24 protein-coding genes and 1 tRNA gene are annotated in these 25,308 nt (G+C 53.4%); 10 read left to right on the top strand and 15 right to left on the bottom strand.

All coding sequences use genetic code 11. The annotated features are described in order from the left end of the window. Nucleotides 1-311: 311 nt before the first annotated feature. The gene (locus tag GOX63_RS06990; protein WP_170545262.1) at nt 312-917 is read left to right on the top strand and encodes a hypothetical protein; all 606 of its coding nucleotides are present in this window, start codon (nt 312-314) and stop codon (nt 915-917) included. A gap of 210 nt (nt 918-1,127) precedes the next feature. Here GOX63_RS06990 and GOX63_RS06985 read toward each other — a convergent pair whose 3' ends face one another. From GOX63_RS06985 to GOX63_RS06965, 5 genes are all read right to left on the bottom strand, one after another. Then, on the bottom strand, nt 1,128-1,376 hold the full coding sequence (locus GOX63_RS06985) for a hypothetical protein (protein WP_170545260.1): 249 nt from the start codon (nt 1,374-1,376) through the stop codon (nt 1,128-1,130). Next, a complete protein-coding gene (locus GOX63_RS06980) occupies nt 1,369-2,145 on the bottom strand; it encodes a hypothetical protein (protein ID WP_170545258.1) in 777 nt (258 codons plus the stop codon). The genes GOX63_RS06985 and GOX63_RS06980 overlap by 8 nt, the downstream gene beginning before the upstream one ends. A gap of 20 nt (nt 2,146-2,165) precedes the next feature. Beyond that, the gene (locus tag GOX63_RS06975) at nt 2,166-2,828 is read right to left on the bottom strand and encodes a hypothetical protein (RefSeq protein WP_170545256.1); all 663 of its coding nucleotides are present in this window, start codon (nt 2,826-2,828) and stop codon (nt 2,166-2,168) included. A 202-nt stretch (nt 2,829-3,030) separates the two neighbouring features. Beyond that, complete coding sequence (locus tag GOX63_RS06970; RefSeq protein WP_170545255.1) at nt 3,031-3,318, bottom strand: hypothetical protein; 288 nt, start codon at nt 3,316-3,318, stop codon at nt 3,031-3,033. 63 nt (nt 3,319-3,381) lie between these two features. Then, nucleotides 3,382-4,764 (bottom strand): hypothetical protein, encoded by a 1,383-nt coding sequence (locus tag GOX63_RS06965; protein WP_170545253.1) that lies wholly within the window; start codon nt 4,762-4,764, stop codon nt 3,382-3,384. Between the two features lie 807 nt (nt 4,765-5,571). Here GOX63_RS06965 and GOX63_RS06960 point away from each other — a divergent pair. Further along, nucleotides 5,572-8,772, top strand: coding sequence for an SIR2 family protein (locus tag GOX63_RS06960; protein WP_170545251.1), 3,201 nt, complete (start codon nt 5,572-5,574; stop codon nt 8,770-8,772). A 500-nt stretch (nt 8,773-9,272) separates the two neighbouring features. Then, a complete protein-coding gene (locus GOX63_RS06955; RefSeq protein ID WP_170545249.1) occupies nt 9,273-10,130 on the top strand; it encodes a DUF2971 domain-containing protein in 858 nt (285 codons plus the stop codon). Nucleotides 10,131-10,340: 210 nt separating this feature from the next. Here GOX63_RS06955 and GOX63_RS06950 read toward each other — a convergent pair whose 3' ends face one another. The 3 genes from GOX63_RS06950 to GOX63_RS06940 form a co-directional block, all read right to left on the bottom strand. Then, on the bottom strand, nt 10,341-11,390 hold the full coding sequence (locus GOX63_RS06950) for a hypothetical protein (RefSeq protein WP_170545246.1): 1,050 nt from the start codon (nt 11,388-11,390) through the stop codon (nt 10,341-10,343). Nucleotides 11,391-12,658: 1,268 nt separating this feature from the next. Further along, the gene (locus GOX63_RS06945) at nt 12,659-13,927 is read right to left on the bottom strand and encodes a DUF6538 domain-containing protein (protein WP_170545244.1); all 1,269 of its coding nucleotides are present in this window, start codon (nt 13,925-13,927) and stop codon (nt 12,659-12,661) included. Nucleotides 13,928-13,987: 60 nt separating this feature from the next. Further along, nucleotides 13,988-14,063: transfer RNA gene (locus tag GOX63_RS06940), tRNA-Thr, on the bottom strand. Nucleotides 14,064-14,243: 180 nt separating this feature from the next. Here GOX63_RS06940 and GOX63_RS06935 point away from each other — a divergent pair. Then, the gene (locus tag GOX63_RS06935) at nt 14,244-15,119 is read left to right on the top strand and encodes a hypothetical protein (RefSeq protein WP_170326789.1); all 876 of its coding nucleotides are present in this window, start codon (nt 14,244-14,246) and stop codon (nt 15,117-15,119) included. 205 nt (nt 15,120-15,324) lie between these two features. Here GOX63_RS06935 and GOX63_RS06930 read toward each other — a convergent pair whose 3' ends face one another. After that, the gene (locus GOX63_RS06930; protein WP_170326790.1) at nt 15,325-15,594 is read right to left on the bottom strand and encodes a DUF2312 domain-containing protein; all 270 of its coding nucleotides are present in this window, start codon (nt 15,592-15,594) and stop codon (nt 15,325-15,327) included. Between the two features lie 162 nt (nt 15,595-15,756). On the opposite strand from GOX63_RS06930, the gene GOX63_RS06925 reads away from it, so the two are divergent. Next, nucleotides 15,757-15,975, top strand: coding sequence for a hypothetical protein (locus GOX63_RS06925; RefSeq protein WP_170326791.1), 219 nt, complete (start codon nt 15,757-15,759; stop codon nt 15,973-15,975). Nucleotides 15,976-15,984: 9 nt separating this feature from the next. On the opposite strand, the gene GOX63_RS06920 is transcribed toward GOX63_RS06925, so the two are convergent. Further along, a complete protein-coding gene (locus GOX63_RS06920; protein WP_170326792.1) occupies nt 15,985-16,200 on the bottom strand; it encodes a hypothetical protein in 216 nt (71 codons plus the stop codon). A 244-nt stretch (nt 16,201-16,444) separates the two neighbouring features. On the opposite strand from GOX63_RS06920, the gene GOX63_RS06915 reads away from it, so the two are divergent. Genes GOX63_RS06915 through GOX63_RS06900 form a run of 4 tightly spaced genes read left to right on the top strand, consistent with a single transcriptional unit; the run spans nt 16,445 to nt 18,634 of the window. Next, on the top strand, nt 16,445-17,308 hold the full coding sequence (locus GOX63_RS06915) for an MBL fold metallo-hydrolase (protein WP_170326793.1): 864 nt from the start codon (nt 16,445-16,447) through the stop codon (nt 17,306-17,308). A gap of 31 nt (nt 17,309-17,339) precedes the next feature. Continuing rightward, nucleotides 17,340-17,762, top strand: coding sequence for a YeeE/YedE family protein (locus tag GOX63_RS06910; protein WP_170326794.1), 423 nt, complete (start codon nt 17,340-17,342; stop codon nt 17,760-17,762). Further along, complete coding sequence (locus GOX63_RS06905) at nt 17,762-18,193, top strand: DUF6691 family protein (RefSeq protein WP_170326795.1); 432 nt, start codon at nt 17,762-17,764, stop codon at nt 18,191-18,193. Before GOX63_RS06910 ends, GOX63_RS06905 begins: the two co-directional genes overlap by 1 nt. A gap of 9 nt (nt 18,194-18,202) precedes the next feature. Continuing rightward, complete coding sequence (locus GOX63_RS06900; RefSeq protein WP_170326796.1) at nt 18,203-18,634, top strand: TIGR01244 family sulfur transferase; 432 nt, start codon at nt 18,203-18,205, stop codon at nt 18,632-18,634. Between the two features lies 1 nt (nt 18,635). Here GOX63_RS06900 and GOX63_RS06895 read toward each other — a convergent pair whose 3' ends face one another. From GOX63_RS06895 to GOX63_RS06875, 5 genes are all read right to left on the bottom strand, one after another. Next, complete coding sequence (locus GOX63_RS06895) at nt 18,636-19,742, bottom strand: FliM/FliN family flagellar motor C-terminal domain-containing protein (RefSeq protein WP_170326797.1); 1,107 nt, start codon at nt 19,740-19,742, stop codon at nt 18,636-18,638. A gap of 77 nt (nt 19,743-19,819) precedes the next feature. Then, a complete protein-coding gene (locus GOX63_RS06890; RefSeq protein WP_170326798.1) occupies nt 19,820-22,498 on the bottom strand; it encodes a sensor histidine kinase in 2,679 nt (892 codons plus the stop codon). Next, nucleotides 22,486-22,800 carry a hypothetical protein gene (locus GOX63_RS06885; protein ID WP_170326799.1) on the bottom strand — a complete coding sequence of 105 codons (315 nt, stop codon included), beginning with the start codon at nt 22,798-22,800 and terminating at the stop codon, nt 22,486-22,488. The genes GOX63_RS06890 and GOX63_RS06885 overlap by 13 nt, the downstream gene beginning before the upstream one ends. Further along, on the bottom strand, nt 22,797-23,177 hold the full coding sequence (locus GOX63_RS06880) for a response regulator transcription factor (RefSeq protein WP_170326800.1): 381 nt from the start codon (nt 23,175-23,177) through the stop codon (nt 22,797-22,799). Before GOX63_RS06880 ends, GOX63_RS06885 begins: the two co-directional genes overlap by 4 nt. Before the next feature lie 78 nt (nt 23,178-23,255). After that, a complete protein-coding gene (locus tag GOX63_RS06875) occupies nt 23,256-24,551 on the bottom strand; it encodes a helix-turn-helix domain-containing protein (RefSeq protein WP_170326801.1) in 1,296 nt (431 codons plus the stop codon). Nucleotides 24,552-24,756: 205 nt separating this feature from the next. Between GOX63_RS06875 and GOX63_RS06870 the strand changes: the two genes are divergently transcribed. Continuing rightward, nucleotides 24,757-25,293 (top strand): LuxR C-terminal-related transcriptional regulator, encoded by a 537-nt coding sequence (locus GOX63_RS06870; RefSeq protein WP_170326802.1) that lies wholly within the window; start codon nt 24,757-24,759, stop codon nt 25,291-25,293. Nucleotides 25,294-25,308: the final 15 nt, after the last annotated feature.

Here is a 25,308-nt window from a genome sequence, read left to right as displayed (position 1 = left end):
CTCTGTGGGCGTCTGTTCAGTTCCTTATTTGCCTGATCGAAGAGATCAGGGTCAAGGATCGACAAGGCGTCGTCTGGCAGTGCGCTCAGAGAAGCCCTGAGAGACTCGCTGAGAGGGGTTAGGGGGTTGGTGATAGGTGGGGAATCTGAGGTGGTTTGGGGTGACTCTGAGTCCAACCCAGGTAGGTTTTGTCCTAAACTTGTTTTAGGGTTCAATTCCAATTTAGCATTTCCCGATATAGTATACTGACGGGTCGTCAGTTTGTGTGTTACGATCAGCAACCAATGGCTAAACACCTTTAGAGGTTGCCAATGTCAGAAGAAAAATTTGATGAGTCGATATTAGTAAAGTGCTTGGGGTGTAACAGTAATTTTGACCCGAAATCTAACTATTGTCCTTTCTGTGGAACCCAAAATCATCTGCGCATAGAAGAAAAAGATGGCAAGCAGGTGTTGCATTCCACTTCGCAAAACACTGATTACCTACCAGTTCCCTACAAGTCCAACGTTCCCGTAACTACATCTAAATTGGAACTGGATGTTTCAGCCGAAGGCGATCCCACACAGGCAATACTGCTCCTACTACCTTTTGTTCGCGAAGAAGCAAAACCGGCAATCTCAGAGGCCCTCAGGTCAAGAGAAGATGACTTGACTGATAGAGCAAGCAATGCTGACAGAACGTCCGCTATTGCGGGAACAATTGGCGCATCAATCGGTGCTTCGGTTTTTTCAGGCGTAGTCGTAGCAGCTGCCACTTCTGCCTTTTCGCTACCCTTGATAGTGTTGGGAGCTTCCAGTTTGATCGCATTCACACTCGGTCTAACTATCCACATTGAAGCGAAAAACGAGCGGGACGGATATATCCAAGAGGCCAAACGTATTGGTTATGCCAGACGGAGACACATTGATGGAAACTAGCAGTGCAATGCCTGCATCCTGGTCAGGAATTGAATTACTCGCCCTGCTTGCAGTCGGTCTAGTAATTTGTTTTTTAGTTCTGCTTGTTTTGAAAACATCTCAAAGGAAGAGAGGCAATCTAAGAGCTTACAAGCAACTTACTGCTATAATTTCACGAGAAACGAGACCAAAAGGGTCTGAGAAATAAGCACTATTTCCGATGGCTTTCACTCAAACATCTACTGGGTAGTCAAAACTCCCGTACGGCATCTGACTATGATAGGACGTAGCAGGAACCCTTGGGTCAATCGGTTGAACCTTGTGTTCCTTCATCAGCTTTGCCGCCGTTGAAAGGTCGGTACCAGTTGCGGTACCTTCCTTGATCTTTGCGATCAGTTCCCGAACGAGTAACCCGTTGAGTTCTTCAAGTTCACCTTGGGTAGCGTTCTTGATGCTTTCGGTTTCCATAGGATCAGGCATATGGCTCTACTAGTCGATTAAAAGCTTCGATGGCCGCCTCTCGTGTGATTTGCCCCGTTGCGGCCTTGAACCAAACATTCCTCACTGTTTCCTTTTGATCGCGCGTTCCCGTTTCTGCCAAGTTAGCAAGAAAGGCTACCCGGTCGATTTCATACCCGTCGCCGTTGTTGAGAAAATCTTGCAAGACGCGGTTTCCTACCCCTTCCAATTCGTCAACGGTCTCTTTCGCTTGTTGGGGAGACATGTTCATGTGTCGCTGGAAAAAATCCAAACCGTGCTCGCTAATTTCACCGTTCTGAGCGATATCATTTCCGACTACTTGCAGAACGTCGGCGGCTTGATCCCCAAAGGCTATCGTTAGTTGATCACCTAGCAATATCGCCTCGGCTGGTCGATCATCTACAGGTTCATTCCCTGAGACAACCTCAGCGTCTTGCGTGAAAATCTCTTGAGGCGAAGTGAAATCAGACCCTTTGATCAACCCAAGTGATTGAGCCATCTCATAGGTAACTTCCATTCCATCGATCACCAGCAGATCGGTCGGTTGGTAATCCCCTCCTGCATAGATACGCATTCCGTCACGAGCAACAATGTCGGGATTGTTGTTTGCCTCGGCAGTAGGGATGTGTGCGGATGCAGTGTTGAAGTGACCCTTGGCACGAGCCTCGGCGGTCACGTCTCGGGCAGTTGCTCGCAATTCGCCAGAGTTACCAAGGTTACTGTTAGGTACTGCCGCATTGTCGTCGGCGATGAGGTGTTCAATTGTCATTGTGTAATGTCTTCTTTCTTTTAAGTCTTGAATGGGAGGCCAAGAGCCTCATGAGCCTTCTCAAGAAGGCGATGGTCGGAAAACCACGCTTTGCCCATCGCATGTTCGACAGCTTCATGGAGTTCCTTTCCAATGGCACGGACGATAGGTCCGGCCTTGAAACGGTTGACGGTGACCTTCTTTGTCACCTTCTCAGTGATAGGTCGGGGCCGGTTCTGGACCGGATCATCCGACACGTACCAAGGCTTCTCCCAACGGATGATCTTATCTTCCGTCTTGGTTTTAGAGAATCCTGAATTGGCTAGTACGAACTTCCCGGCCCATGTATCTACAAAGAAGTTCCGGGTCTTAACTGCCCCTCGTTTCCCATCCGGCATCTTCCAGAGGAACTCTGACCAGAGACGACAAGCCATGTAGCGGACCATCGCATCAGAGAGCAAGTTTCTTTCCCGGTGTACGTAGTTGGAGAGGATCACCCAGGCTTTAGCCTTTTGGGTGTACCCCATGTTTCCCTCAAGCCGAAAGAACGGCAGAGCAAAGGCAGGGTTGTGGGTAATGGTGCGCTGGGCTGAACCCCAAGAGGACTTGAAGGAACGCTTGGCAAAGTCTGTGGTGAGGTAGTCTTCTTCGAGCCATGCTTTGATAGAGGCTTCGAGGGATCGGAGTTCACCTTGGGTCGGCAAGCGACCCGTGGGGTGTCCGTATCTACGGTTTCGTTGGAAGTGTTCCCGACAATAGCAGGATACTCCGCGCCTTGGTTTGTCACAGCCGGACACTGCACAAGGTCGGCTTTTGTTCGCAAGTTCCTGCGCGTTCCGCCTCTGACGCAATGCATCCCGAGATGCCCTACTTCGCCTTCCAGCTGGGATGCCGGACAAGGGGAGCTTAGCCACCCCCTGCCCCATCTTTCAGAAACAGCGAATTGATCCTGACCTTACCACTGTTGAGGCGTTGGAGGGCTTCTGGCACCACATTCACACCAACAGATTTCAGAGCTTTTCGACCTTCGCTTCCATCGGGGTAAACAAAGGACTTCATAGCGACACGCCAGAAGTTCTTTGAAAGGTTCAGATCGTTGCGAACTTGGAGAGGATGATAGGGGCCAGCTTTAGCTAGCGAGAAGTATTCGACCAACAAAGGGATAATGGTCGAGTATTTTGAGACATACTCCATAGATAATTTTCCAATAATTTAAATGTCATAGGTGATTGCGAGAGATTGAGGTCAACAATTGCCTCAACGATTAACTGAGTCGAGAATTTGGGTCGGAATCTTGTCCTCCCAAAGCCAACTCAAGAAAAGGTTCCGCATCCTGCGACTTGGCAGATAAAGCGTGATAGGTTTTTTGTCCCTTATCTGGGACCGCCACACCCACTGGATCAGTTCAGTAAGTGCGTAGTCGTCTTGACTGACCGATCCTGCCCCGAGGAACCTTAGGATGTTTGAGTTTATGTACTGGTTGTACAGATAAATCAGGTGCGTCGCGTTCTTGTAATCGTTTGTTCCTCGCGTCGTATTTGGCAACCAATGAACACGACCTCCTCGACCTTGAAGTCTTGAACCTTTGGCATAAGGGCCAGGTAAGTACCTACCAATTTCGACGCCATCAGGACCAACCTTGGGACTCTTCCCCGCCGCAAACCACTTGTTCTTCGGACAGGTCAGCAGAATGTTTTCCAAGGGCACATCTTTAAGTGGTCGCCTAGCCAACGAGCAAAGTGCCTTGGGCACCAACCGGTCATAGACGCTAGGCTTCCCTTCTTTACTATCCGTTTGCTCTGTATAGCTAAATTTCAGATGACCAAGCGACGGGATACTCTTCACTGTAATGAGATCACGAGCCTCACGGACAAATGATTGCTCGATGCAGGGATTTCCCCGGTCGTGCAGTGGGTGCAGCCCAAGGCGATTTAAGTATGCCGCCATGATCGAGCCCTCAGCCTTGAAAGTATAGAGCGTCAAAGATTGTCCTGCTTTGAGAAGCTTTTCCGGCATCACAGCAACGTTGTACCCAGCTTCAATATTGAAAAGCCGACCGGCTTTAGCAGCTTTGTAATACCTCAGCTTTATTTGCTCGGTCAGGTCCGCGCACTCTTCGTCCCAAGCCGCTGTTGGGATTACTTGAGAGGTTTTCTCATCGACGGTGCACAGTCCAGGTTTCAGAAAAAGGCGATCCCAAGCTTTGGCTTTCACGACATAGCTTGCGTCGATTACAGAAAGAACCTCATCAATGTGAACATGACATGGGTCAATCAAGCCTTCATCTGCAACCTCTGCCAAGGTATCGAACATGGCATGAGTGGTGACCACATTCTGTCCTTCCGAGAGAAGTCGCCTCAGTGAATGAATTTTCTTAGTGGTGACAACTTCATCACCATTTTCATCAAACTCGATAGCAGCCTCAGCCTCGGGCTGCTCAAAGGTTATGCCTCGCTGCTGTGTCGCTGCTATCACTCGGTCGCATTCGCTCAAAAGAGGAACAACGACCAAGTACTGTTTATGATGCTCGAATGAGTTGAGCATCTCGGTTGTCTTACCAAATCCGCAGGGTCGGTCTTTGATAACTATCTGTCGAACTCGGGTTGCGGCCCCCAAGTCGAAATTAGGGTCAATTTTCAAATGAATGATCCTTGTCGTGAATGTTAAAATTATAGAGGTGTATTAACTACGGGGCCGGAAACCCCTTATTTTTATGACTCAAATTGAGGTGTGTACCACTTCCAAGTGGCACGGTTGTCTTTTCGTCTCTCGTGATAGGAGCGGAAGTTATCCTCGGAATACCTGAGGATGGCTGAGGTTCACTCTCGTTTGCTGTTGGTGAACCTGAGGAAACCGGAGTACCGTTCATGAAAAAAGGAAGAACGCAAAGGCAAGACACAATATAGTAGGTCGGATTGCACACTTGCGTCGAATGCGAAGCGGAAGGGTGTCTATATGCTATATGGGGTGTTTATTCGGATACCCCTCTGAGCCCACAGAAGGCCCCCCAGAGTCCAAGGGGGCCTTACCCAACCCAACCTACATGAAATCGATAGGGTGACTCAGCGACTCCCTGAGCGACTCTGTGAGCGTCCAGCCAATCCAGAACGATACACCCTAAACCACTAGATATAGTGGCTTTGGTGCTAGACTGGTTTGGGTTGCCATCATCCAAGTGAGCGGTGCAATCCGTACATGTAGCACGTACAGAGTACGGTAAGCGCTTGAAAGGTATGGGATTGCTACGAGTAACAATGCCCGAAGCACCAAGGATCGGGCGTGTATGTTGTGCTATATGGCCACTTAATTCCCCTGCCCTGCCTCACAGTGGATCGAAGGTTGGCTGTCGGTTGAACGGTGTGGACGGTCGGCTGGGCTGTGAGTCTGCTGTAGGGGTACGGGGGGTAGACCCGAGCGGACCTACCGATAATACCCACACAGATTTTTTTGGAAAATTTTGGTACCCTGAACGCTTTTTCCAAGGCTGACCGGGGCAACAATGGTGACGTTGAGGTCACGCAAGCAATCTTGGGGACTCGCAAAGATTGCAATGTCCATCTAAGTTCCACTCAAACACAAACATTGAGCAGAGAAAACCAATTGGCCAATATTGAGAACATTGAGTTTTTCGACGAAGATGCACTGTATGATCGCCTTACCGACGGGTTGCAATACGACAACAAGGAAGTTGTATTTGTAGTAGGCTCTCCACTGACCGCTCCAGAAGAAATGGGGCGGCCAGGAGTATCCACAGTTTCGCAGATGGTCTCGCATATCAGAGAGCAATTCCCTGAGGATTCAATAGGAAGAAACAAATTTGAAACAAGCATTGCCGCTTCCGCGAACCAGTATCAAGCGGCATTTCATTTTTTGCAAGGAAGGAGAGGCCAAGACGTTTGTAACCAGTTGATACGTCAGGCCGTTTTGAAAGCCCGCAATCAGACTGAAAGCTTCGATCCCTCAAAGTTTGACTCAAGGACATTAACCAACGATCAACTTCGAGAACTGGATGAGGATGAGGATGGATGGCACTTGTCCCGTGGGGTCGAGAGCTTGGGGCAGATCATTTCTTTAAAACCAGAGATTTTTGGAAAAACCCTAATAACTTCGAACTTTGATCCACTGGTTGAAGTTTCAGTGCGAAAAGCACACGGGCAAGTTTGGAAAACTTCCCTAATCGCCGACGCCGATTTGTCTACGACCGAAGCACCCGGCTGCCGCGTAATACATATCCACGGCTATTGGCACGGTACCGACACACTCCACACGGGTACGCAACTACTACAATCGCGTCCAGCCCTTAAGTCTTCATTGCTAGAGTACTTGAAGGATAAGGTCGTCGTAGTTGTTGCCTACGGAGGATGGGACGACATACTAACCTCTGCATTGAAAGAATTGACCGGTAACATGTCAGCGTTTCCGGAAGTCCTGTGGACATTTTTTGATACTACCCCCGTTATCGGAGAGCATCTGAGATCAGTACTTCAACCGGGTTTAGATCGCGGCAGAACTACGCTATATGCAGGTATCAACTGTCACGAGTTGTTTCCAAAATTGCGGAGATACTGGGAAGGAACTCCCCCGAAGAGTGCGTCCGCGATCCAAACGCCTCCGCGCTACTCTGCCACTCCTCAAACTTTGAAGCGATTGGAATGTGATCGCCCTCCAACAATTGATGTGTGGGTGGGCAGAGAGGCCGAACTCAGATCGCTAGAGACGACAACGGCACCAGTTGTCATTTTGTCTGGAATTGGTGGTCAAGGTAAATCGCTAACGGCTGCAAAACACATCAAAGATACTTTTGATAACTCTACAAAGTTCAACTTCTGGGATTGGCGAGACTGTAAGGAAGCCGGAGATAGCATACGTACGCAGGTTGCGTCTGCTATCGAAAGGATCAGCTCGGAAGAAACAACCAGCGAAATGCTAGCAGATGCTACAGACTCTGATTTGGCTCATATTCTAGCAGAGTACAGTCGAAACACAAAAACACTGTTCGTTTTTGACAACGTGGATCATTACGTTGATCTGGAGCACTTTAAGTTTGTTGGCCTCATGGAAAAGTTGGTGCAACAGTTTTCAGCTTCCGACACATCCAGTCAGTTGTTGATAACTTGCAGACCAAACGTTTCTTATGCCGATTCAAAGATCGTAACAATCCCCATGCCGGGATTGAGCCTAGACGAAACCGAAACTCTGTTTAGGAAGCGGGGTGTTATCGAAAACAACTCCGACATTTCTGACATACACAGCGCCCACGAAATGACAAAGGGGCACCCAATTTGGCTAGACCTAATTGCAGTCCAAGTAGCGGAAGTCCCCGGCGTAACTCTTAAAGGCTTTCTTGAAGACCTTCGGCGAGGGCGTGAAGAGATTCCTAATATTCTCTCGTCAATTTGGTCCCGACTCGCGGAACGAGAACAAATTCTGCTGCGTACGATGGCTGAGGCTGTAAGGCCAGAAACAAAAGATACTTTGGAAGCATACGTTTCCACGAAACTCCGGTATGCAAAATTCGACAAAGCGCTTAAATCGTTAATCCGCCTCAACCTTGTGGTAGTCAAGCCTGAGCTAGATTCGCCAGATTTGTACGATTTACATCCACTGGTTCGTAAATTTGTTAAACAGAACTTTAGCAGAGCAGAGCGTCTTGACTTTATTGAGATTGTAATCGGGCAGTACCGAGTTTTGGTGCAGCGCCTAGAGAAAGTACTGGGTGCAGAACTACCGCTCCCTATGCTTGGCCGTTGGACGCAAAAGGCAGAGCTAGAAATTGCTGCCGGAAACTACATTGATGCCGCTGAAACTCTCGAGATGGCCAGAGATGCTTTGGTAGGTGGGGGGCATTCCGAAGAGTTTATTCGAGTTACTCGCTTGTTCTTGGAAGCCGTTGACTGGAACACTGCGCCCTCAGAAATCGATGTGTTTGATAAAATCGTTGCACAATTTGTAGAGTGCCTCGACGATATCGGAGACTCTCAAGGCGCTGACCTTATTTTAGATAGATTTGCCAAAACTATTCCTGAAAAAACCGCTCGCTATATTCACTATGCTGATATGCGCTGCCACGCCTATTGGAAGAGAGGGCAATTCGATTCAGCTATTGAGTGGGGAGAAAATGGGAAAGAGCTAAAGTCGGAAACAAATGTCGACACCAGATATGATTGCGAGCACAATCTTGCGCTCGCAAGGCGCGACTCTGGAGACTATGAAAATGCACTAAAGTACTTCATTAATGGGGAAAATCTCGATAGCTTTTTGGACCCAAAATCGAATGTATCCATTGAAAATGGACCTCAACAAGGCAACGTAGGCAGGTGCCTTCAATTGATGGGTGATATTGAAGGCGCACTCGTGTGTTATAAGAAATCGATCAAAGCGCTAGATAACGCGAATGATCACAATCGGCTTTCTAACTTTGCTTATGCACGTTTCTGGATCGCAGAAGTTCTTTATGAAAAGGGAGAGTACCAAACAGCCCTAGCATTCGCCATAAGTGCGGAAGCAATATTGGTCAAATTATCTCCAAGTCGAGCTCGGAAAGCCGAAGAACTAAAGCACAAGATTTCTAGCGCAATAGAGACACCGAGTAGAACCTTCGATGTAGCATGGGCTGATCGTCAAGTTCGCAGATGGACGCATTCGTAGCATAACAGTTAAAATTAAGAGCTTCGAGTAGTACGGTATAGTACTACTCGAATCCGTTGCTTGACTAGTTTTGTTCCTGAAACACAATCCACCTGACATTTTCGCGGTCCCTCTGCCTTCTCTCAAAGAACGCCTGACGCCCCTTTAGTACCGCAAAGCCTTTCGAGTGCTTGTCCATCCATGCCTCTGTGGCTTGCTCATAGTCCCGCTTGGTGCTTGCGATAGCCTCCGCCTTTGTACCTGCGGTTCTCGTCCTATTTAGCAAGGTATTTCTCAGAGTTAACTTTGCCGTTTCCTGAACGCTCAGCTTCGCAAATGGCCACCAAACTGCCATTCGCTGCCCGTGCATCAATGCTTGCCAACCAAGTCTGCAATACGCACATAGCGGCCGTTACAAAGTCGGATGCTTATAGAGTTTCCTAAGTTGCTTTTTTTTACATCTTCTTTGTGGCAAGGCATCGTTAATGATCGCTGCTAGTGCGTATAGATCGGACAGAATGATGAACGGTTGGTTTCCAGAAAAGTTGTTTAGGTATCGCGGAACAACTTCCAAGCACTTTGATGAAGAGCTTGAGCAACTTCGGGATAACAGGGTTTGGTTGAATTTCCTGGACACTCAAAATGATCCATTTGAGGGATGCGTTAGTCACCGGGTAGGTACTTACGATGAGTTCACGTCTAAGCACCGTGAACTGCGCGATCTGTTGGCAAAAGAGTTTCCGGGTTTTGAGCTTTTGCCGGAAACTATCTCAGAGCAGGACTTCAATATCTGTAATATCCAAAGCCCCCTGTTTCACGAGACAGTTCGACAACAAGCTGTAGTCGCATCCTTTAGCAAAGGGTGGCAGAGTACATTGATGTGGGGGCATTATGCAGACGCCTTCAAAGGAATTTGCTTGCAGTTCACTGCAAGTCCAACGGCTGGTGTTGAAGGGCCGCCCTTCTTTCCTGTGCAGTATTGGAAAGAAGAGCCCCCCGAGTTTTCGTCGTTTGACTTTTTCGTCCAAACGCGTGTGGCGGTTAGCTTGAGCGGACTTACAGAAAGTGAACAACGTACCACCATAGCAAACCTTGCCTACGAAAAAATAAAAGTTGCAGCCACATCAAAAAGCTATGACTGGGTCTATGAGGAAGAAGTCCGAATGGCATCATTTTTGGGGGTGCCGGGATATTACCAAGTGCCAGGGATGAAGCTGACAGGCGTGATTTTCGGGCCACGGGTAGAGGCACCAACATATTCAAGAGTTATGAACGCGCTTGGCGAAGGCATTGATTACTTTAGGATGGACTTGCGAGCTAATGCTTATGGCTATGTACTTTTCCCAATAACTACACCGGCGAAGCAGGCATTCCTTTAGGTGTGGGCTATGTGCGGTTTGTAACTTGCTGCACCGGCGAGACATCAAAAGGTGACCATTGGTGCGCCGGACTTGAATGGCGACGATGCGCAGATAGCTGACCTTGCAAAGTCGCAAGAAAGAACAGCTTGGCAACCGTTGGATGGTCAAAATGAGGCATTGAGGCGCTGCCGCGAGAGTTTTCCTATGTCCCCAGAGTCTCTATAGACACTAGAAGAATGGCTCGGACAACAGTTGTGATTTCTCGATCTTAGTAGAAACGTCAAATTTCTTTGCTGTTTCTCGAACGACGTCGACAAACCAATCCTGTGCAAATGGAGATACTATAATTGCATCAAGCGCATTGTTGATATCCATTGGAACAGACACACCAAATACTTCAGGTTCCGAAAGCTGCGTTTGCTGATGAACAATTCGAACTTCCGCTTCATGACTTAGGGATGATCGCTTCCAGAATAATTTGTCATATGTGCCTGCGAAAGCATTCGAGTAGTCAACATACTGTACGAAACCTCCACGTACATCGAAGCGTTGATCAAGTGAGTCATCTAGTTTTCCGAACTTAGTACGAACAGCAACGCCTGTCGGTAGAGATGGTGCATAAAGCCTCCATTGCGCTTCCGACTCAACATGGTTGGAATGCCAGCAGCTAACAAAATTTAGCAATCTATCCCTTTGACTTGTAATGACAAAGTCATCGTACATCTGTTTTGAACGCGAAGCGAGTTCCTCTTCGGGAACCGGCCCATTGTTACCGGGCGCTGTCACAATCGCATTTCGAAAAAAACTTAGGCAATAGTCCTTCCACTCTCTCTCACGAGAGGCCAAGCCCCTCGCGCCCTCGTAAGGGTCACCAAGTTTGTCGCCTCTGGCAAAGTACAATGATCGATCTTTGAACATCGCGACGAGCTTTGCGAAATCCATATAACGCCAAATCATAGTTTCACGATCAGGCCTTGGGTAATCAATCCACCACCAATAGATATGAGACGCCAGTTCAGCGACGAAATGCCTGCAACATTCACCTGTATAGACTGGACGCTCCAGCGCATTGTAGCCAGCGTATGCTGGCTGACCACGAACCAAACCTTGTCCACAAATTGAGCAAGTATTGTGCCGATAATGGACGAGCTTACGCAACTCTATGGTAAATCTACCTGTACTGATCATGAATGACTGCTCCAATTCGCTATCGCCAGATAACGTTGCGTTCTGTATAGCCCTCCCCTTCTGTATCTGCACCAAGGTTTCGGAAGGCATTGTGGTCACTTAACTGGCAGTCCGCTTTGGGCTGCGACCTGCCCTATGCACCCGCAGCTACCAGATCACTCGGCTATGTCCGGTCAGGGCTCACTACCATCCGTATCGAATGCACCAACGACCGTCTAGCATATGACGTTGGATGTCGGTTCCATCCTCTAGGGTACAAACACCAATAAACCTGTCGTAGCTTCGTCTTCCGTTGAGCTTGCACGACACCTTCTTTCCAAGGACGAGTCTGTCCATTTCAAGCGTGGCTTGATTACCTTTTAGGGTGCCAGATTCATCGCAGTCTAAAGTGGCAAGTCGCACAGCTACGCCCTTCACCTCAATTGTGTCGCCGTCGCGAACATGGGTCACGTCTCCCGACAAGATGTGACCATCTGCCTTGGGAAAATACGCTCCACTTTTCATGCTTAAGCCGTCATTCGTGACTACTCCTACTAAAATTAGAAGTGCAATGAATGCAGTCACTACCCATTTGTTAAGACTGAAAGAGCGTTTGAAGACCTTTTTCGTATTTTGGAAGCGAATAATCGCTCTTCGCACCTTTGGTGCTACGAGTTTTCGCCCAATCCTTAGCCCGATAGTTCGAACTGCTGTAACCAATAGGCAAAGGCATAAAGCAGCAAGCAGTATTACAGGATGGCTCAACTCCGACATACGATGGAACTGCCTTTTTTGGGGCCACACAGCAAGCCGGAAGTTACAATACTTCAGCCGCAGCAGGTCAGCCTTTCTCTACTTCGCTGCTGTTGCGTATTTCGATAACAAAATTTCCGCTTTAGACTAAAACCGGGCCTTGGACCTGAGCAACAATAATCGACTAATTCTCTGAAGTCGTCATTTGCGCAAGCTAAAGGAGCAACCGCGTTGAAGCGAACGCCACCAATTATTGTTCTACTTTCCAAGTTCGTTTAGAGCGTCCCCTGAACCGGCGAAGAGAGGTTTCGGTTCACCCCCTTCGCCAGCACAAGGAAATAGCGCCGCTTCCCCCATAACTGGGGCGGCACCAAGGAATTCTAGTGTGTTGAGTACGGTCTCTGGAAGTGACCACAGGCTTTTGTGTGTCCCGTCGCAAGGCGCAATGGACAGCCCCATCCGGTTTCTAGTTCCAACCCTGCGATCAAATCAGCGTTCTTCTGGTCGACCAGCATCAAGTAGTGCAACATCACCCGCTCATGGAGTGCTTGAGCGACCGACAGTGTACCTAGGCTTTTCATAGTCATTTTCTTCTCTCTACTCGTTAGGTTTCTTGGGGATTATTTTCAGTGTGCTTCAAGTCGAACTGAGGGTGACACAAGGCTTGCCCCAAGTTCATCATACAGCGCCTTGAAGGTTGATAGGATCACATCATCCAACCCTGCCCTCTTGGCGTAGACGCTAATACCAATGTCGTCTTTGTTGGAGTGACCAACCGCTAGGTTCCTGGCTTCTCTGGCGACACCAGCGTTTACCAGAGCGGACACGGCAGTTCGCCTGAATGAATGCATGTCCCATTTGGAATGGTCACCCTCAAGGTTCTTTCTCGCCTTCTCCAAGGCTTTCCCAAGGTAGTGGCTTGGTCGCTTGTCGTATCCCCCCAAGTTAATCCGAGGAAACAACCGACCTTCATTCTCAGGACAAGACGGTTCGGCAATGGCAGCTTGTTTCACAGCTTCTCGAAGCAACGCACAATCATCATTGCCAACCACCATGACGGTTCGCTTCCCTGCCTCCGTCTTAGCCTCAGAAATATTGATGCAGATGTGGTCACCACGGTCATCAATGTCGGAGAGGTAGCGCCCACAGATTTCATTGAGTCTGCATCCAGTGACCCAGAGTAGCCGCACAGTGACGAACATTTCGAACTGGTATTTGAGTGCGAAGTTACCTGCGATGTAGGTCAGAAGGCTTTCGGCTTCCTCTCGGGTCACCGGCCTCAGTTTCTTCTCTCTTGGGTCAGCTTTCTTTTTCTGCCCGGCCACACGCCTCAAGAGCGACGAGAAAGGATTACGAACATCAGGATCAACCAAACCCCAGTGATCCAAGACACGCCAGTAAGATGCGAGACAGCACTGATAGGACTGTAGCGAACGGTCTGACAGTAGTTCCCCGGTACGTTCAGAGGGTGTTCGCTTGAGATGCTCCATGAAAGCCAAAGCTAGCTTTCTGTTGATCTGAGAGACCTCAATGTTCCCAGCGAAAGCCTCAAATCCCTCAAGGTGCTGTCGATAACGAGCCTTGGTTGCGTTCTTGATACCATCGGACTCAGCCAACCATCTGTGCGCAGTGTCCCTAACCGTCGTCCCATCAATAGGAGACTTCTTCTTGGTCTTTGTTTCGACCGGTTTCGGGACAGCTCCTTCGCCAATAGACCTAAGAACTTGCTCAACAACTTCCTTCCGCCGAACCAACGCCTCAGCTAAGTCTTGTGTCCCAAGACCTCTAACAATCTCTTTCTTTCCGAGAATCGGTTGGTATTCGGTCGGCACCGCGACTCTTACGGCGTAACCTTTGCCCCGCTTAAAGAGGCCCTTGGGTAACCGTATATCCATAACAAAAGGCTCCACTTCCAGTTACACGAACCGGAAAAACCCTTTGAAAACATTGAGTTCTGGTGCCCCCACACGGACTCGAACCGCGGACCTACTGATTACAAATCAGTTGCTCTACCAGCTGAGCTATAGGGGCACTTGGTGTCGATTACTTTCTCCTGTTGTGGACTGCAAGCCCATTTTTTTATCTTAACTTAGGGATTGGCAGTTTTCCTGGCAGTACAAAGATTCTTCCGTGCATGATGGCGTGGGTTTGACTGTTTTGGTCGCAGACTGTAACCCGGCAAGCGGGCAGAAGCAGGGGCAAGAACCGAAAATGCAGGTTGTTTTCCACGCAGGTGTAGCTTTTACCGACGAAGGTCGGGTGTTGGCCTCGTTGACAAAAAACGCATCCGCCTTGGCGACGCATGGGGCCGCCTTTTTTGGCCCGCGACGGTACAAACGCGTATTCAAGCCAGCATTTGACAGGTTCGAAACCGCGACGGCCGAGCTTCTCGCCCAACAGACTATCGAGGGCATTCTACCGAGCGGCGGGGGCACCCGGCGTGCAATCTACTCAAGCGGTAGTTTTGCAGGCGACCCGGAAATGGCGCTACAGGATGGCCAGTTGTACCCTTTCGCCGGACGTAGAATGGCCTTGCTGGAGCATAGCTTCCGCGACCACGAGGTTGAACTTTTCATGGGGCTGAGAAACCCGGGCAGTTTCGTCCCAAAACTGCTGATGTCGCTGCCCGAGGAAGCACGTACCGACGCAATTCGGGACACCGATCTGAGCTGCCTAAGCTGGATTGGCATGATTGAGGACATCCGGGATCTTGCGCCAAATGTTCAGATCACGTTGTGGGGCAACGAAGACACCCCCTTCATCTGGGGAGATATCATTCGCGCTCTGGCTGGCCTGGACGAAGACACGCCCCTGGAAGACGAGCATGATCTGTTGCTGTCATTGCTGGATGAGACAGGCCGGAACGAAGTGCTGACGCTTACCAGCCAGGATGCAGCCCAAAGCAAGGCGATCCTGCACGAAAACATGGCTCGAATTTTCGACAATCATGCCCAGCCGGAAGAAATCGAAGAAGAACTGCACCTGCCCGGTTGGAGCACCGAGATCGTCGACGCGTTCTCCGAGTTGTATGAGCAGGATCTTGAACGGCTTGGCTCTATCCCCGGTGTTCGGGTTCTGAAACCCTGATCGCATTTCGGAATTCAGCTTTTTGAAACCGCAAAAGCGCGACCATCCGGCTAGGAGCTTGGCGTACTCGATGTCCGGTCGGAAATACCCCAGTCTTCGTTTAACCTAATGGCATCCGGGGCCGGAAAAACCCGACCTGTGATGCGTGCCCCGGATCGCACAATCCCTGCGGGGCACACATGTTTCACGCTTCTGAAGGAGCCCGTCAGCTCATGCCCAGCGCTTCTTTGTACATTTCCAGCACGGCTTCTTCCTCGGCGATATCGTCTTTGTCGCGTTTACGCAGAGCGATCACCTTGCGCATAACCTTGGTATCGTAACCGCGGGCTTTGGCCTCGGCCATCACCTCTTTTTGCTGTTCCGCCAGGTCCTTCTTTTCCGCATCCAGTCGTTCGAACCGTTCGATAAACTGGCGCAGCTCGCCTGCAGTTACGCGATAGTTGGCAGAGGCCTGATCTTCGGTGATGTCGTCCATTTACGTCTCTCCCAGAGGGTAATTTCTGTTGCTGTGGCAGCGGGCAATATGCCGGATACATTGCCGCCGCCCGCGCCGCAAGCGCGCAATCGCTGGCGGGCTTGTGTGCGCTGGGGTTCTCGGCTAAGCGCAGAGGAACGTGACAAGCACATGTGGGGAACCATGTTCGAATTCATCACCTGGGGCGGTGCCGCCCTGTCGCTTGCCGGGCTTGTAGGCCTGATCTGGTGTATTGCGCACGTGATGAAGGCGCGCAAATCCGGCCTGTCGGACGAAGAATTGCGCGCCGTTGTTCAAGGTGTTCTGCCGTGGAATCTGGCGTCGTTGTTTCTGTCAGTGATTGGCCTGATGGTGGTAATCCTGGGGATTTCCTTCGGCTAACCCGCCAGCCTAAACCGGCAGATTATCAAAGCGTGCCTCCATGGCATCTTCGCACAGGGCTGCATCCAACTGGCGCAAACGCGATGGTACGTGCATACCCTCCTGACGCATTCGATCGATCACTTTGGACAGGCTTGGCTGAAGGGCAAGCCGCGTATCAAGGCACGCGCCGTTAAGCTTTTTTTCTAGTTGTTCAGCTTCTGAGTACAAATTGATTGATGACATTTCCATCCTCCCAAATGTCTTCATTCACTCTGATTTATGTGACCATTTTAAGACTTGCTCAGATTACCTGAAAATTGCGCAGATATCCGCCTGTCGGCCCTGCCGTTCCGGTTATCCAAGATCGAATTGACTAAATATTACTCATAGTGAGACTACTTTGCCTTGACCAGTATCAAATTAAGCATGTTGATTATGACATATTCCGTAATTAATATACGAAATGACGACACCGGTGGAGGGCCACATGACACCCAATGTGAAAGCGTTTTTCGACTCCGATACTTTTACGGTCTCCTATCTGGCGCAGGAACCCGAAGGCCTTGCCTGCGCGATAATCGACAGTGTTCTGGACTTCGATCACGCCTCAGGTCGCACGAGCACGCGCTCGGCGGATCAGATCATTGATCATGTGCGGGAGAATGATTTGCGCGTCGACTGGATTCTGGAAAGCCACGTCCACGCCGATCACCTGTCAGCGGCCCCCTACTTGCAGCAGGAATTGGGCGGAAAAATCGGTATCGGTGATCAGATCGTCACCATTCAGGAGACCTTTGGCAAAATCTTCAACGAAGGGACGGAGTTCCAGCGCGACGGCAGCCAATTCGATGCCCTCTTCCGTGAAGGCGACAGTTTCCACGTCGGTCAGATGCGTGGTGACGTTCTGCATACCCCCGGGCATACGCCAGCCTGCCTGACCTACGTAATTGGCGACGCGGCTTTTGTCGGCGACACCCTCTTCATGCCGGACTTCGGCACGGCGCGCTGCGACTTTCCGGGTGGGTCTTCCGCAATGCTGTATGACTCGATCCAGAAAATCCTGTCGCTGCCGGATGAGACGCGGGTTTTTGTCGGCCACGATTACAAAGCCCCAGGACGGGATGAATATGCCTGGGAAACAACTGTTGGCGAGCAGAAAGTACTGAACGTCCACATCGGTCAGGGCCGTTCGATCGAAGAATTCGTCGAGATGCGTGACGCTCGGGATGCAACACTGGCCATGCCGCGCCTGATCCTGCCGTCCCTGCAAGTCAACATGCGCGCAGGGCAGATGCCTCCGGCCGATGAACACGGCGACGTATTTCTGAAGCTTCCCCTGAACAAACTCTGAATTTCTGGCCGCGAACGGCAAAGGACACAAAATGCAAATGGACTGGATATGGGGCTTTGGCGGAGGCCTTCTGATTGGGCTCGGCGCCGCTGTTTACCTGTTGGGCAACGGGCGCATCATGGGCGCCAGCGGCATTCTGGGCGGGTTGGTCGACAACAGTGACCGGTCGCTGGAAAGGCTTAGCTTTCTGGCAGGCGTGATCGGGATTCCCCTGTTGTTGCGGCCCCTACTCTCTCCGGCGCCCGAAACACATCTGACCAGCAATATAGCCGTGGTAATCATCGCAGGTCTGCTTGTTGGCGCCGGGACGCGCATCGCCAACGGGTGCACATCCGGTCACGGTGTCTGCGGGATTTCGCGGTTTTCACTGCGCGGCATCATCGCCACCCTGATCTATATCGGGGCCGGCGCCGTGACGATCACCTTGTTCCGCCATGTCTGGGGGGTGATCTGATGCGTGCGCTTGTTTCCCTTCTTGCGGGGGCTCTGTTCGGTACCGGCCTGCTGCTGTCAGGCATGACCGATACCACAAAGGTGCAGGGTTGGTTGGACTTATTCGGTCGATGGGACCCAACACTTGCCTTCGTGATGGGCGGAGCGATCCTGCCCATGCTAATCGCCTGGAGATTGACAGTCCATCGACGCCCCCTGACGGGTGGCCAGTTTCCGCAACCGGCCGCACCCGAACTGGACCGCCGCCTGATCCTGGGTTCGGTGCTGTTCGGGATGGGATGGGCGCTGGCCGGATTGTGCCCGGGACCTGCGCTTGCCTCGCTCAGCTATGGTGGGATTGGCGGGGTTGTCTTTCTGCTGTCCATGATCGCGGGAATGTTCGCGGCGCCGACATTGGGCGCGCAACTGGACAGAGTCGCAAAGGCGGCCTAATCAATTGCCATGGAGATTCGCCCGATTACCCCCCGCTACGCCGTCTCACCGCAAATCACGGTCGAGGACGTTCCAGCCATTGCCGAGGCCGGTTTTGTCAAAGTGATCTGCAACCGGCCCAATGTCGAGGTTCCGGCCAACATGCAGTCGGATGCAATCGGTGAAGCGGTGCGCGCGGCAGGACTGGAATACGAGGTTCTGGAGCTGACGCACCAGACCATGACGCCCGAGAATGTGGCCTTGCAACGCGAGCTGGCCGAAAGCTGCAGCGGGCCGGTTCTGGCCTATTGCGCATCGGGCACACGCTGTTCCGTGGTTTGGGCGTTGGGTCAATGCGACCGTATGAGCACGGATGACATTCTAGATGCCACGACCAAAGCGGGTTACGCGCTGGAAAACCTGCGTCCGGCCCTTGATCAGATCCGCGGCGGTGCCGACTGATTTAACTCAGGGCACCTGGATCTGTGTCTGATAGCTTCAGTCCGGCCAATTGCGAAATCTCGGCCACCATCTGATCTGAATCGGCGAAATTCAGGTTGGACTCGATGTCGTTTGTTGCGTGCGGATCGAAGGCGACCGGCATCTGCGATGTCTCCGCCCGCGTTGGCTTGTCCATCTCAGGTTGCGACGTTGCGATTTTGCGGGCCTCAAGAAACTCCGCAGCTTCGGATTGGGTCAGCGCCGTCAGAGGCGCGTATTCATTCAGACGCACGGCGCGCATTCCTCCACATTGCCCCAACCGGCCAACCGCAGCGCGAGTGCGGTCAATCGTAAGGATCTCTGCCCGGTCCAGGCGCGACCCCGTCAGAGGCAAAACATCCCCCACCTTGAGCTGAGACAGGGATGTCAGAGGCAGCGACATGCGGCAGATCACTGTATTCAGCTCGGCCCGCAACACCCCAGATGCCTGTTCAAGATTTGGGCCGGTGTCCTCTTGCGTGTCCTCGTCGGAATCCCCGGCAAACAGGTCCGGCAGGAAAATGGATATCTGCCCTTGCCGCAGACCGCCGCCCAGCTCCACTGTCAAATCAAACACCCGATAGACATCTTCGACCATGGCCAGCGACAACGTGCGCAAATCAGCGAGACGCGTGGCAAATTCAAACCCCGACAGGCTGGATTGATCCCCCGGCGCCTCTACCAGATCGACCGCACGCGCGAGCGCATCTTCGACCAAGGGCGCCACCATCGCCCCATCGGTATGGGTAAACCCGCGGGGCGTGGGCTCCTCCGCCATAACTTCGCCAATGGTTTGCACCTGAACGATGGCTGAAACCGCCCCCAGATCCATGCAGATGGCTGCCGACGCCCCGTCGCCGGTCACAAACTGCAACAGCAGCCAGTCTTCCCCGACCTGATCTGCCAATACGTCCGGTGTCCGATGGGATTGCTTCGCGCCGATAACGACCATGGGCAGTTGCAACCGATCCCCGGCGGCCCGGGCAAACGCCAGCCGCAGCGCCCGCAGGATCGAACGCGGCTTGTCGCCCTGCTCTTCCTGCCCGACTGAAAGCTTGCGCGCCAAAGCTGCACTGACCGTCTGCGTCATGCCCCAAACCGCTGTTGATTGCTGTATCTGACATCCGGTCTAACCCGGTTCAGGTTACGAATGTCTTTACATCCGTGTCACTGCGCGGCCTGCTGATACGCCATTGGCAGCCTGACACGAAACGCCGCCCCACCCTGCCCCGGCAAATAGGTGATCTCTCCGCCCAGTCGCTGCATGATCTCGCGGCAAATCGCCAGACCCAGCCCGGCGCCGCCGGCCTTATCGACGCCCACGCGGGCGAATTTCTCGAACACCATCGAGCGGGCTTCGGGCGGGATGCCACTGCCATTGTCGGCAAAATCAATCACCACCTGCCCACCGACATCATGGGCTGAAATCGTCAGCACCGGCTCATCGGCATCACAGTATTTTTGCGCGTTGGAAATCAAGTTAATAAAGACCTGCCCCAGCCGGTCCAGATCCGTTTGCAGCGGGATACGTTCAGCCGTTTTCGAGCGCCGCACCGTCAGCTTCCGGCTAGACCCGGCCAATGCGCTGGACACGGCCCGGTCCAGCACCGAGCGTAGCGTGTCGTCACCGACATTCAGATTGACCCGCCCGCTCTCTAGAACACTCAGGTCCAGAAGATCGTCCAGCAACCGGGTCAGGCGCAGGGCTTCGTCGTGGATGATCGCGGCATAGCGCGTCTGTTCTTCCGCGCTCAACCCCTCGGTGTCGCGCATAATCTCGGAAAACGCGCGGATCGAGGTCATGGGCGTGCGCAGCTCGTGACTGACCTGGCTAAGGAAGCTGTCCTTCTGCTCCGAGATTTGCGTGAGTTTGGCGTTCGCCTCCCGCAATTGCCGCGCGGTACGGGTCAGCTCGGCGGATTTTACCTCCAGCTGGCTGGAGTACTCCAGCAGTTGCGCGGATTCATCTGCCACGGCCAGCAGGTCCTCGACCGACACGGACGAGCCGCCGACGATCTGACCGATCATCGCGTGGGCCGTGGCGGCCCCGACAGAGCCGCTCAGCTCGCGCTCAAGCCGCTCCAGAAACGCGGGGGTCGGCTCCGGCAGACTGGAGCGCCCGCCCTGCTGCTCTGCCTCAGCCTGAAAGAATTCCTGCGCAGGTCCTGCACCCAGTATTCGCTGAGTCATGATCATCAGGTCTTCACTCTGCGCAACCGACCCGGACCAGCCACGGGGCGCGACAGAGTGATCGAAGACGTTGACGAATTGGGCACCCTGCAAGCGCTCCAACGGGCTGGGGAAACTCAGCAGTGACGCGACGCAAAACGCGATGGTGTTCAGGGACAGCGACCACATCACGGTATGCACCATCGGGTCCATACCCTCGATCCCGAACAGGGCCTGCGGGCGCAGCCAACCAAAACCAAACGGGCCATTTTGCAGCACCGTTTCGGGCATCAACACCCCGTCCATCCCCGGAAGCAACAGCGTGTAGACCCACAAGAGGAACCCTACAGTCAGCCCCACCAAGGCACCGGTCCGCGTCGCCCCGCGCCAAAACAGGCCACCGACCAGTGCGGGCAAAATCTGGGAAACACCGGCAAAGGCAATCAATCCGATCGAGGCCAGAGCGGCCCCACCCCCGGACAAGCGGTAGTAATAGTAGCCCATCGCCATGATCACCGCGATCGACACACGCCGCGCCAACAGCACCACGTTCCTGACGTCGCCGGATACGGAACCGGACCCCTCCTGCGTGCTCAGCCAGATCGGCATGACCACGTGGTTCGACACCATCGTCGACAGCGCCATCGCTGTAACGATGACCATGGACGTGGCCGATGAAAAGCCCCCGATAAAAGACAGCATCGCCAGCCAGTCATTGCCCTGAGACAGCGGCACAGTCAGCACGAACAGGTCAGGGTTCGAGCCTTCGGGCATCAGGTCCAGACCGACAACGGCAATGGGCACCACAAAAAGGCTCATCAACAGCAGGTACAGCGGGAAGGCCCATGCGGCGGTTCTCAGATGCCCCTCATCCGCGTTCTCGACCACCATAACCTGAAACATGCGCGGCAGGCAGACAAAGGCTGCGGCAGACAGGAAGATGAAAGTGGTCCAGCGTCCGGCGTCCACGTTCCATTGGCCGATCTCGGATGCGTCGATGCGGTCCATCATCGGCCCGACACCCCCCGCGATACCCCAGACCACAAACGCGCCCACGGCAAGCAGGGCGAACAATTTGACCACCGATTCCAGCGCAATGGCGGTGACAACCCCGTGGTGGCGTTCGTTGACGTCCAGATTGCGCGTTCCGAACAGGATCGCGAACACGGCCAACCCTGTAGCCACCCAGAACACGCTTGACCCTTCGCGATAAAGGCCGGTGGGATCAGCCTCGGCAAAGATCGAAAACGACAGGGTGATGGATTGCAGCTGCAGCGCGATATAGGGGGTGCCACCCAGCACCGCCAGAATGGTCACACAGATCGCCAGCGTGTTGGATTTCCCGTACCGGGATGAGATCAGGTCGGCGATCGAGGTCACCCGTTGGCTGCGCCCGACCCGCACCAGTTTGCGCAGGCCCCACCACCAGCTGATCATGACCAGCGTTGGGCCCAGATAGATCGTGACGAACTCCAGCCCTGACCGCGCGGCATTGCCAACGGCGCCGTAAAACGTCCAGGCGGTGCAGTAGATCGACAGTGACAGCGTGTAAACCAGCGGCGACCGCAGCCATGCCCCCCGCCCGGCGGCCGCCATCCTGTCGGCGGCAAAAGCGACGCCAAACAGCAGCACCACATAACCCAGGCAAACCAGAATCAGAATGTTCAGCGTTGCCATCGGTCCGTCTCGGGTTCGGATTCGTCATGGACCCGCATGCGTCTGGCGGCAAACCCAAACACCAGGCTGGCCACGATCATCGCCGCCCAGCACGTGAAGATATAAAAGATCGCTGAAGACAGGGACACGCCCTCCTGCGTGCCTTGACCGTCAGGCCACAGCAACGGGATGGCCAGCAGGGCCGCCCCCAGAAAGGGCAGCAGTCGTGCGGCATCAGACAATCTGCGGCGGCGATAACTCTGCCGTTCCAGAAACAGCGAAGGCCGGACACCCGAAGGCTTACGGTCTTCGTCCGGTTTCATGACTGCGTTGCCTGCGCGTGCAGGTCCCGCACAGCAGTCAGCATCTCGGTATTGGAAAACGGCTTGGTCATGAAACGACTGACTCCGGCGTTTTCGGCCATCTCTCGATCCCGGGACTGCCCCCGCGCAGTCAGCATCAAAACCGGCAGGCTCTGCATACCTTCCACGTCGCGCAGGTCTCGTAAAATCTCCATCCCGCTCTTACCCGGCAGCATTACGTCCAGAATCACAAGATCCGGGCTTGCGCCCTGAATGACCTGTAATGCATCGCTGCCTTCGGCATGTGTTTCCACCAGCCAACCTTCGCGTGTCAGCAGGAACCGAATGGCCTCGGCGATGTTCGGCTCATCCTCAATTAGCAGAACCTTGCGGCTCATGATTATCTGTCCTCCCCGTGACCGGTCATAAACTGAATGACCCGTCGCCGCCAGCTTACGCGCAGTGTCAGGAAACTGTCAAAAACCTTCGCTCAGAATTGACGGTTCGCGGCGGGACGTACAATCGCTGCTGGGACAAACCCTGCAGCTGGGACCGACCCGGGCAACCGCCTGCTCATCCTGTGCAACATCCTCGACCGACCGCACCAGCATCACCGACCGATAGACCGGCCCGTCATCAAAACCGGATATGTGCTGTGGCCATGCGTAAGCATAGCAATCAAACACGGCGGCTGTCCGCCCAAGCTGCACGATGCGTTTGCGTATGGGCACCAGCGGCCGGTTCAGCGCCTGAAACAGCGGCCACAGTGGACAAGCCTCACCAAAGCGCGGCATGGCAAAACCGGGCACGGATTTGCTGAACAGGATACTGCCGGAAGCATCGCACACCACCAGCCCCGTCGGGCGCCCCAGATACCCGCCCGGCAACGCCGCCAGCCGCCTCAGCACCGTTGCAACATTCACCGAAAACCGCGCCGCCAGTTGCAGCGGGTCCAACGGGGCCTCGGCCAGCGCGGCCTGCAATTGGTCCAGCGGCATGGCACGGGCGTCTGTTGCATAAACCTTGAGGAATTCCTGAGCCACCGTTTTCGCAGCCGACGATTCCAGATCGCTCAGGTCTATGTTGGCATCGGCTCCGCCCTCTTCAACCTCGGGGAAGTGGTGCCCGCGGGCCTCGAAAAACGCTTCGACGTCTTCCATCGGCACGCCGCGATGATCCCCGTCAGAATCGCTTTCATCCAGATAGGCCACCAGCGACTTGGAGCTTTCAGCCAAACGCTCAGCATCCTGGTGCAGGTTGCTGTGAAAGCGATCCTGCCATTCGGGTTCGATATCCTGCGTATCCGCCAGAATCGCAGCGGTTGAGCGAATCGCGGCGGCGGTCGACAGAACCTCGTGCATCGAGGCCGCCAGATGCGGGTCGTGGGTCAGACGGTCCGACAGCGTTTCCACTGTGCGCTCCAGCGAAACAACCCGGCGGTGCATTTGCGCCAACACCCCCGCCCATCCGGGGAAACGCCCGGCGAACTCTTCGAGCCCATCCAGTTCCGCTTGTTGGCCAACGGCATCAGCCGCTGCCTCGCGCAGCGCCGAGATCAGCGTCGCCTCGATCCCCTGCGTCAGAACTGACGGCTCCACCGCCAGTGCCGTCGCGATATCGACCAGCAACTTACCGCCAATCCGGCGGCGGTTATGTTCGATCAGATTCAGATAAGACGCTGAAATCCCAACCTGACGCGCAAGTTCCGCCTGCCGCAGACCCGCGATCTGACGCCTTTCCCGAATGCGGCTACCTGTCAGCGTATCGCGCATGTTCTCACCTCTGCCAAAGCGGAACCATCCGAATTCGACCCCGATTGATTTTCAGAACTCTTGAAGTATTTCTATAGGTTAAGACTAGGTTTTCATAGGTCGTTTACAAAGTTGACAAAACGCATGCGCCCAACGCCGGCAACGCCCACACAGAATCTGTTCAGTCCCCCTTCTATTTCCCCTGAAATCCCGGCACGATAGCCACATGAGCGACCCCGCCTTTGAATATGCGCCAATCGGACTTGTCGAGTTGGAAAACCGGATCATCCGACGCTGCAATCTGCAGTTCGCCCGCACCTTTGGCGGTGAAGCCGCGGATTACCGCAACATGCCCCTGTTGCACCTTTATCCGTCTGTGGCCGATTGGGAACGGATTGGCGCACGTAGCCTGCAGGTGATGCGCGATACCGGCTATTACACCGATGAACGCGTTATGCGGCGGCGCAATAGCGATCTGTTCTGGTGTCGTGCGCGTGGGCGTTCACTGACCCCGGACGACCCGTTCCGCCACGGCATCTGGAGCTTTTCCGACATCTCGGAAGAACGCCCTCTGGTCGAGCTGACCGCACGTGAACGCGAGGTCGCGATCCTGTCCTGCCGCGGCTTGTCCGCCAAAGAGATCGGTGCCGAGCTGGACCTCAGCTATCGCACGATCGAGGCCTACCGCGCCCGCCTTTTGGAGAAATTCGGGGCCCGCAAACTGCCCGAACTGGTGGCGAAACTTTCGGGAATGCCGCTTTAGGCCCCTTCGCACCCT

Origin of the sequence: Ruegeria arenilitoris, from assembly GCF_013031355.1 — a bacterium.
GTDB lineage: Bacteria > Pseudomonadota > Alphaproteobacteria > Rhodobacterales > Rhodobacteraceae > Ruegeria > Ruegeria arenilitoris_C.
The sequence above is the reverse complement of the archived record's forward strand: the minus strand, read 5'-3'. Positions and strand labels throughout refer to the sequence as shown.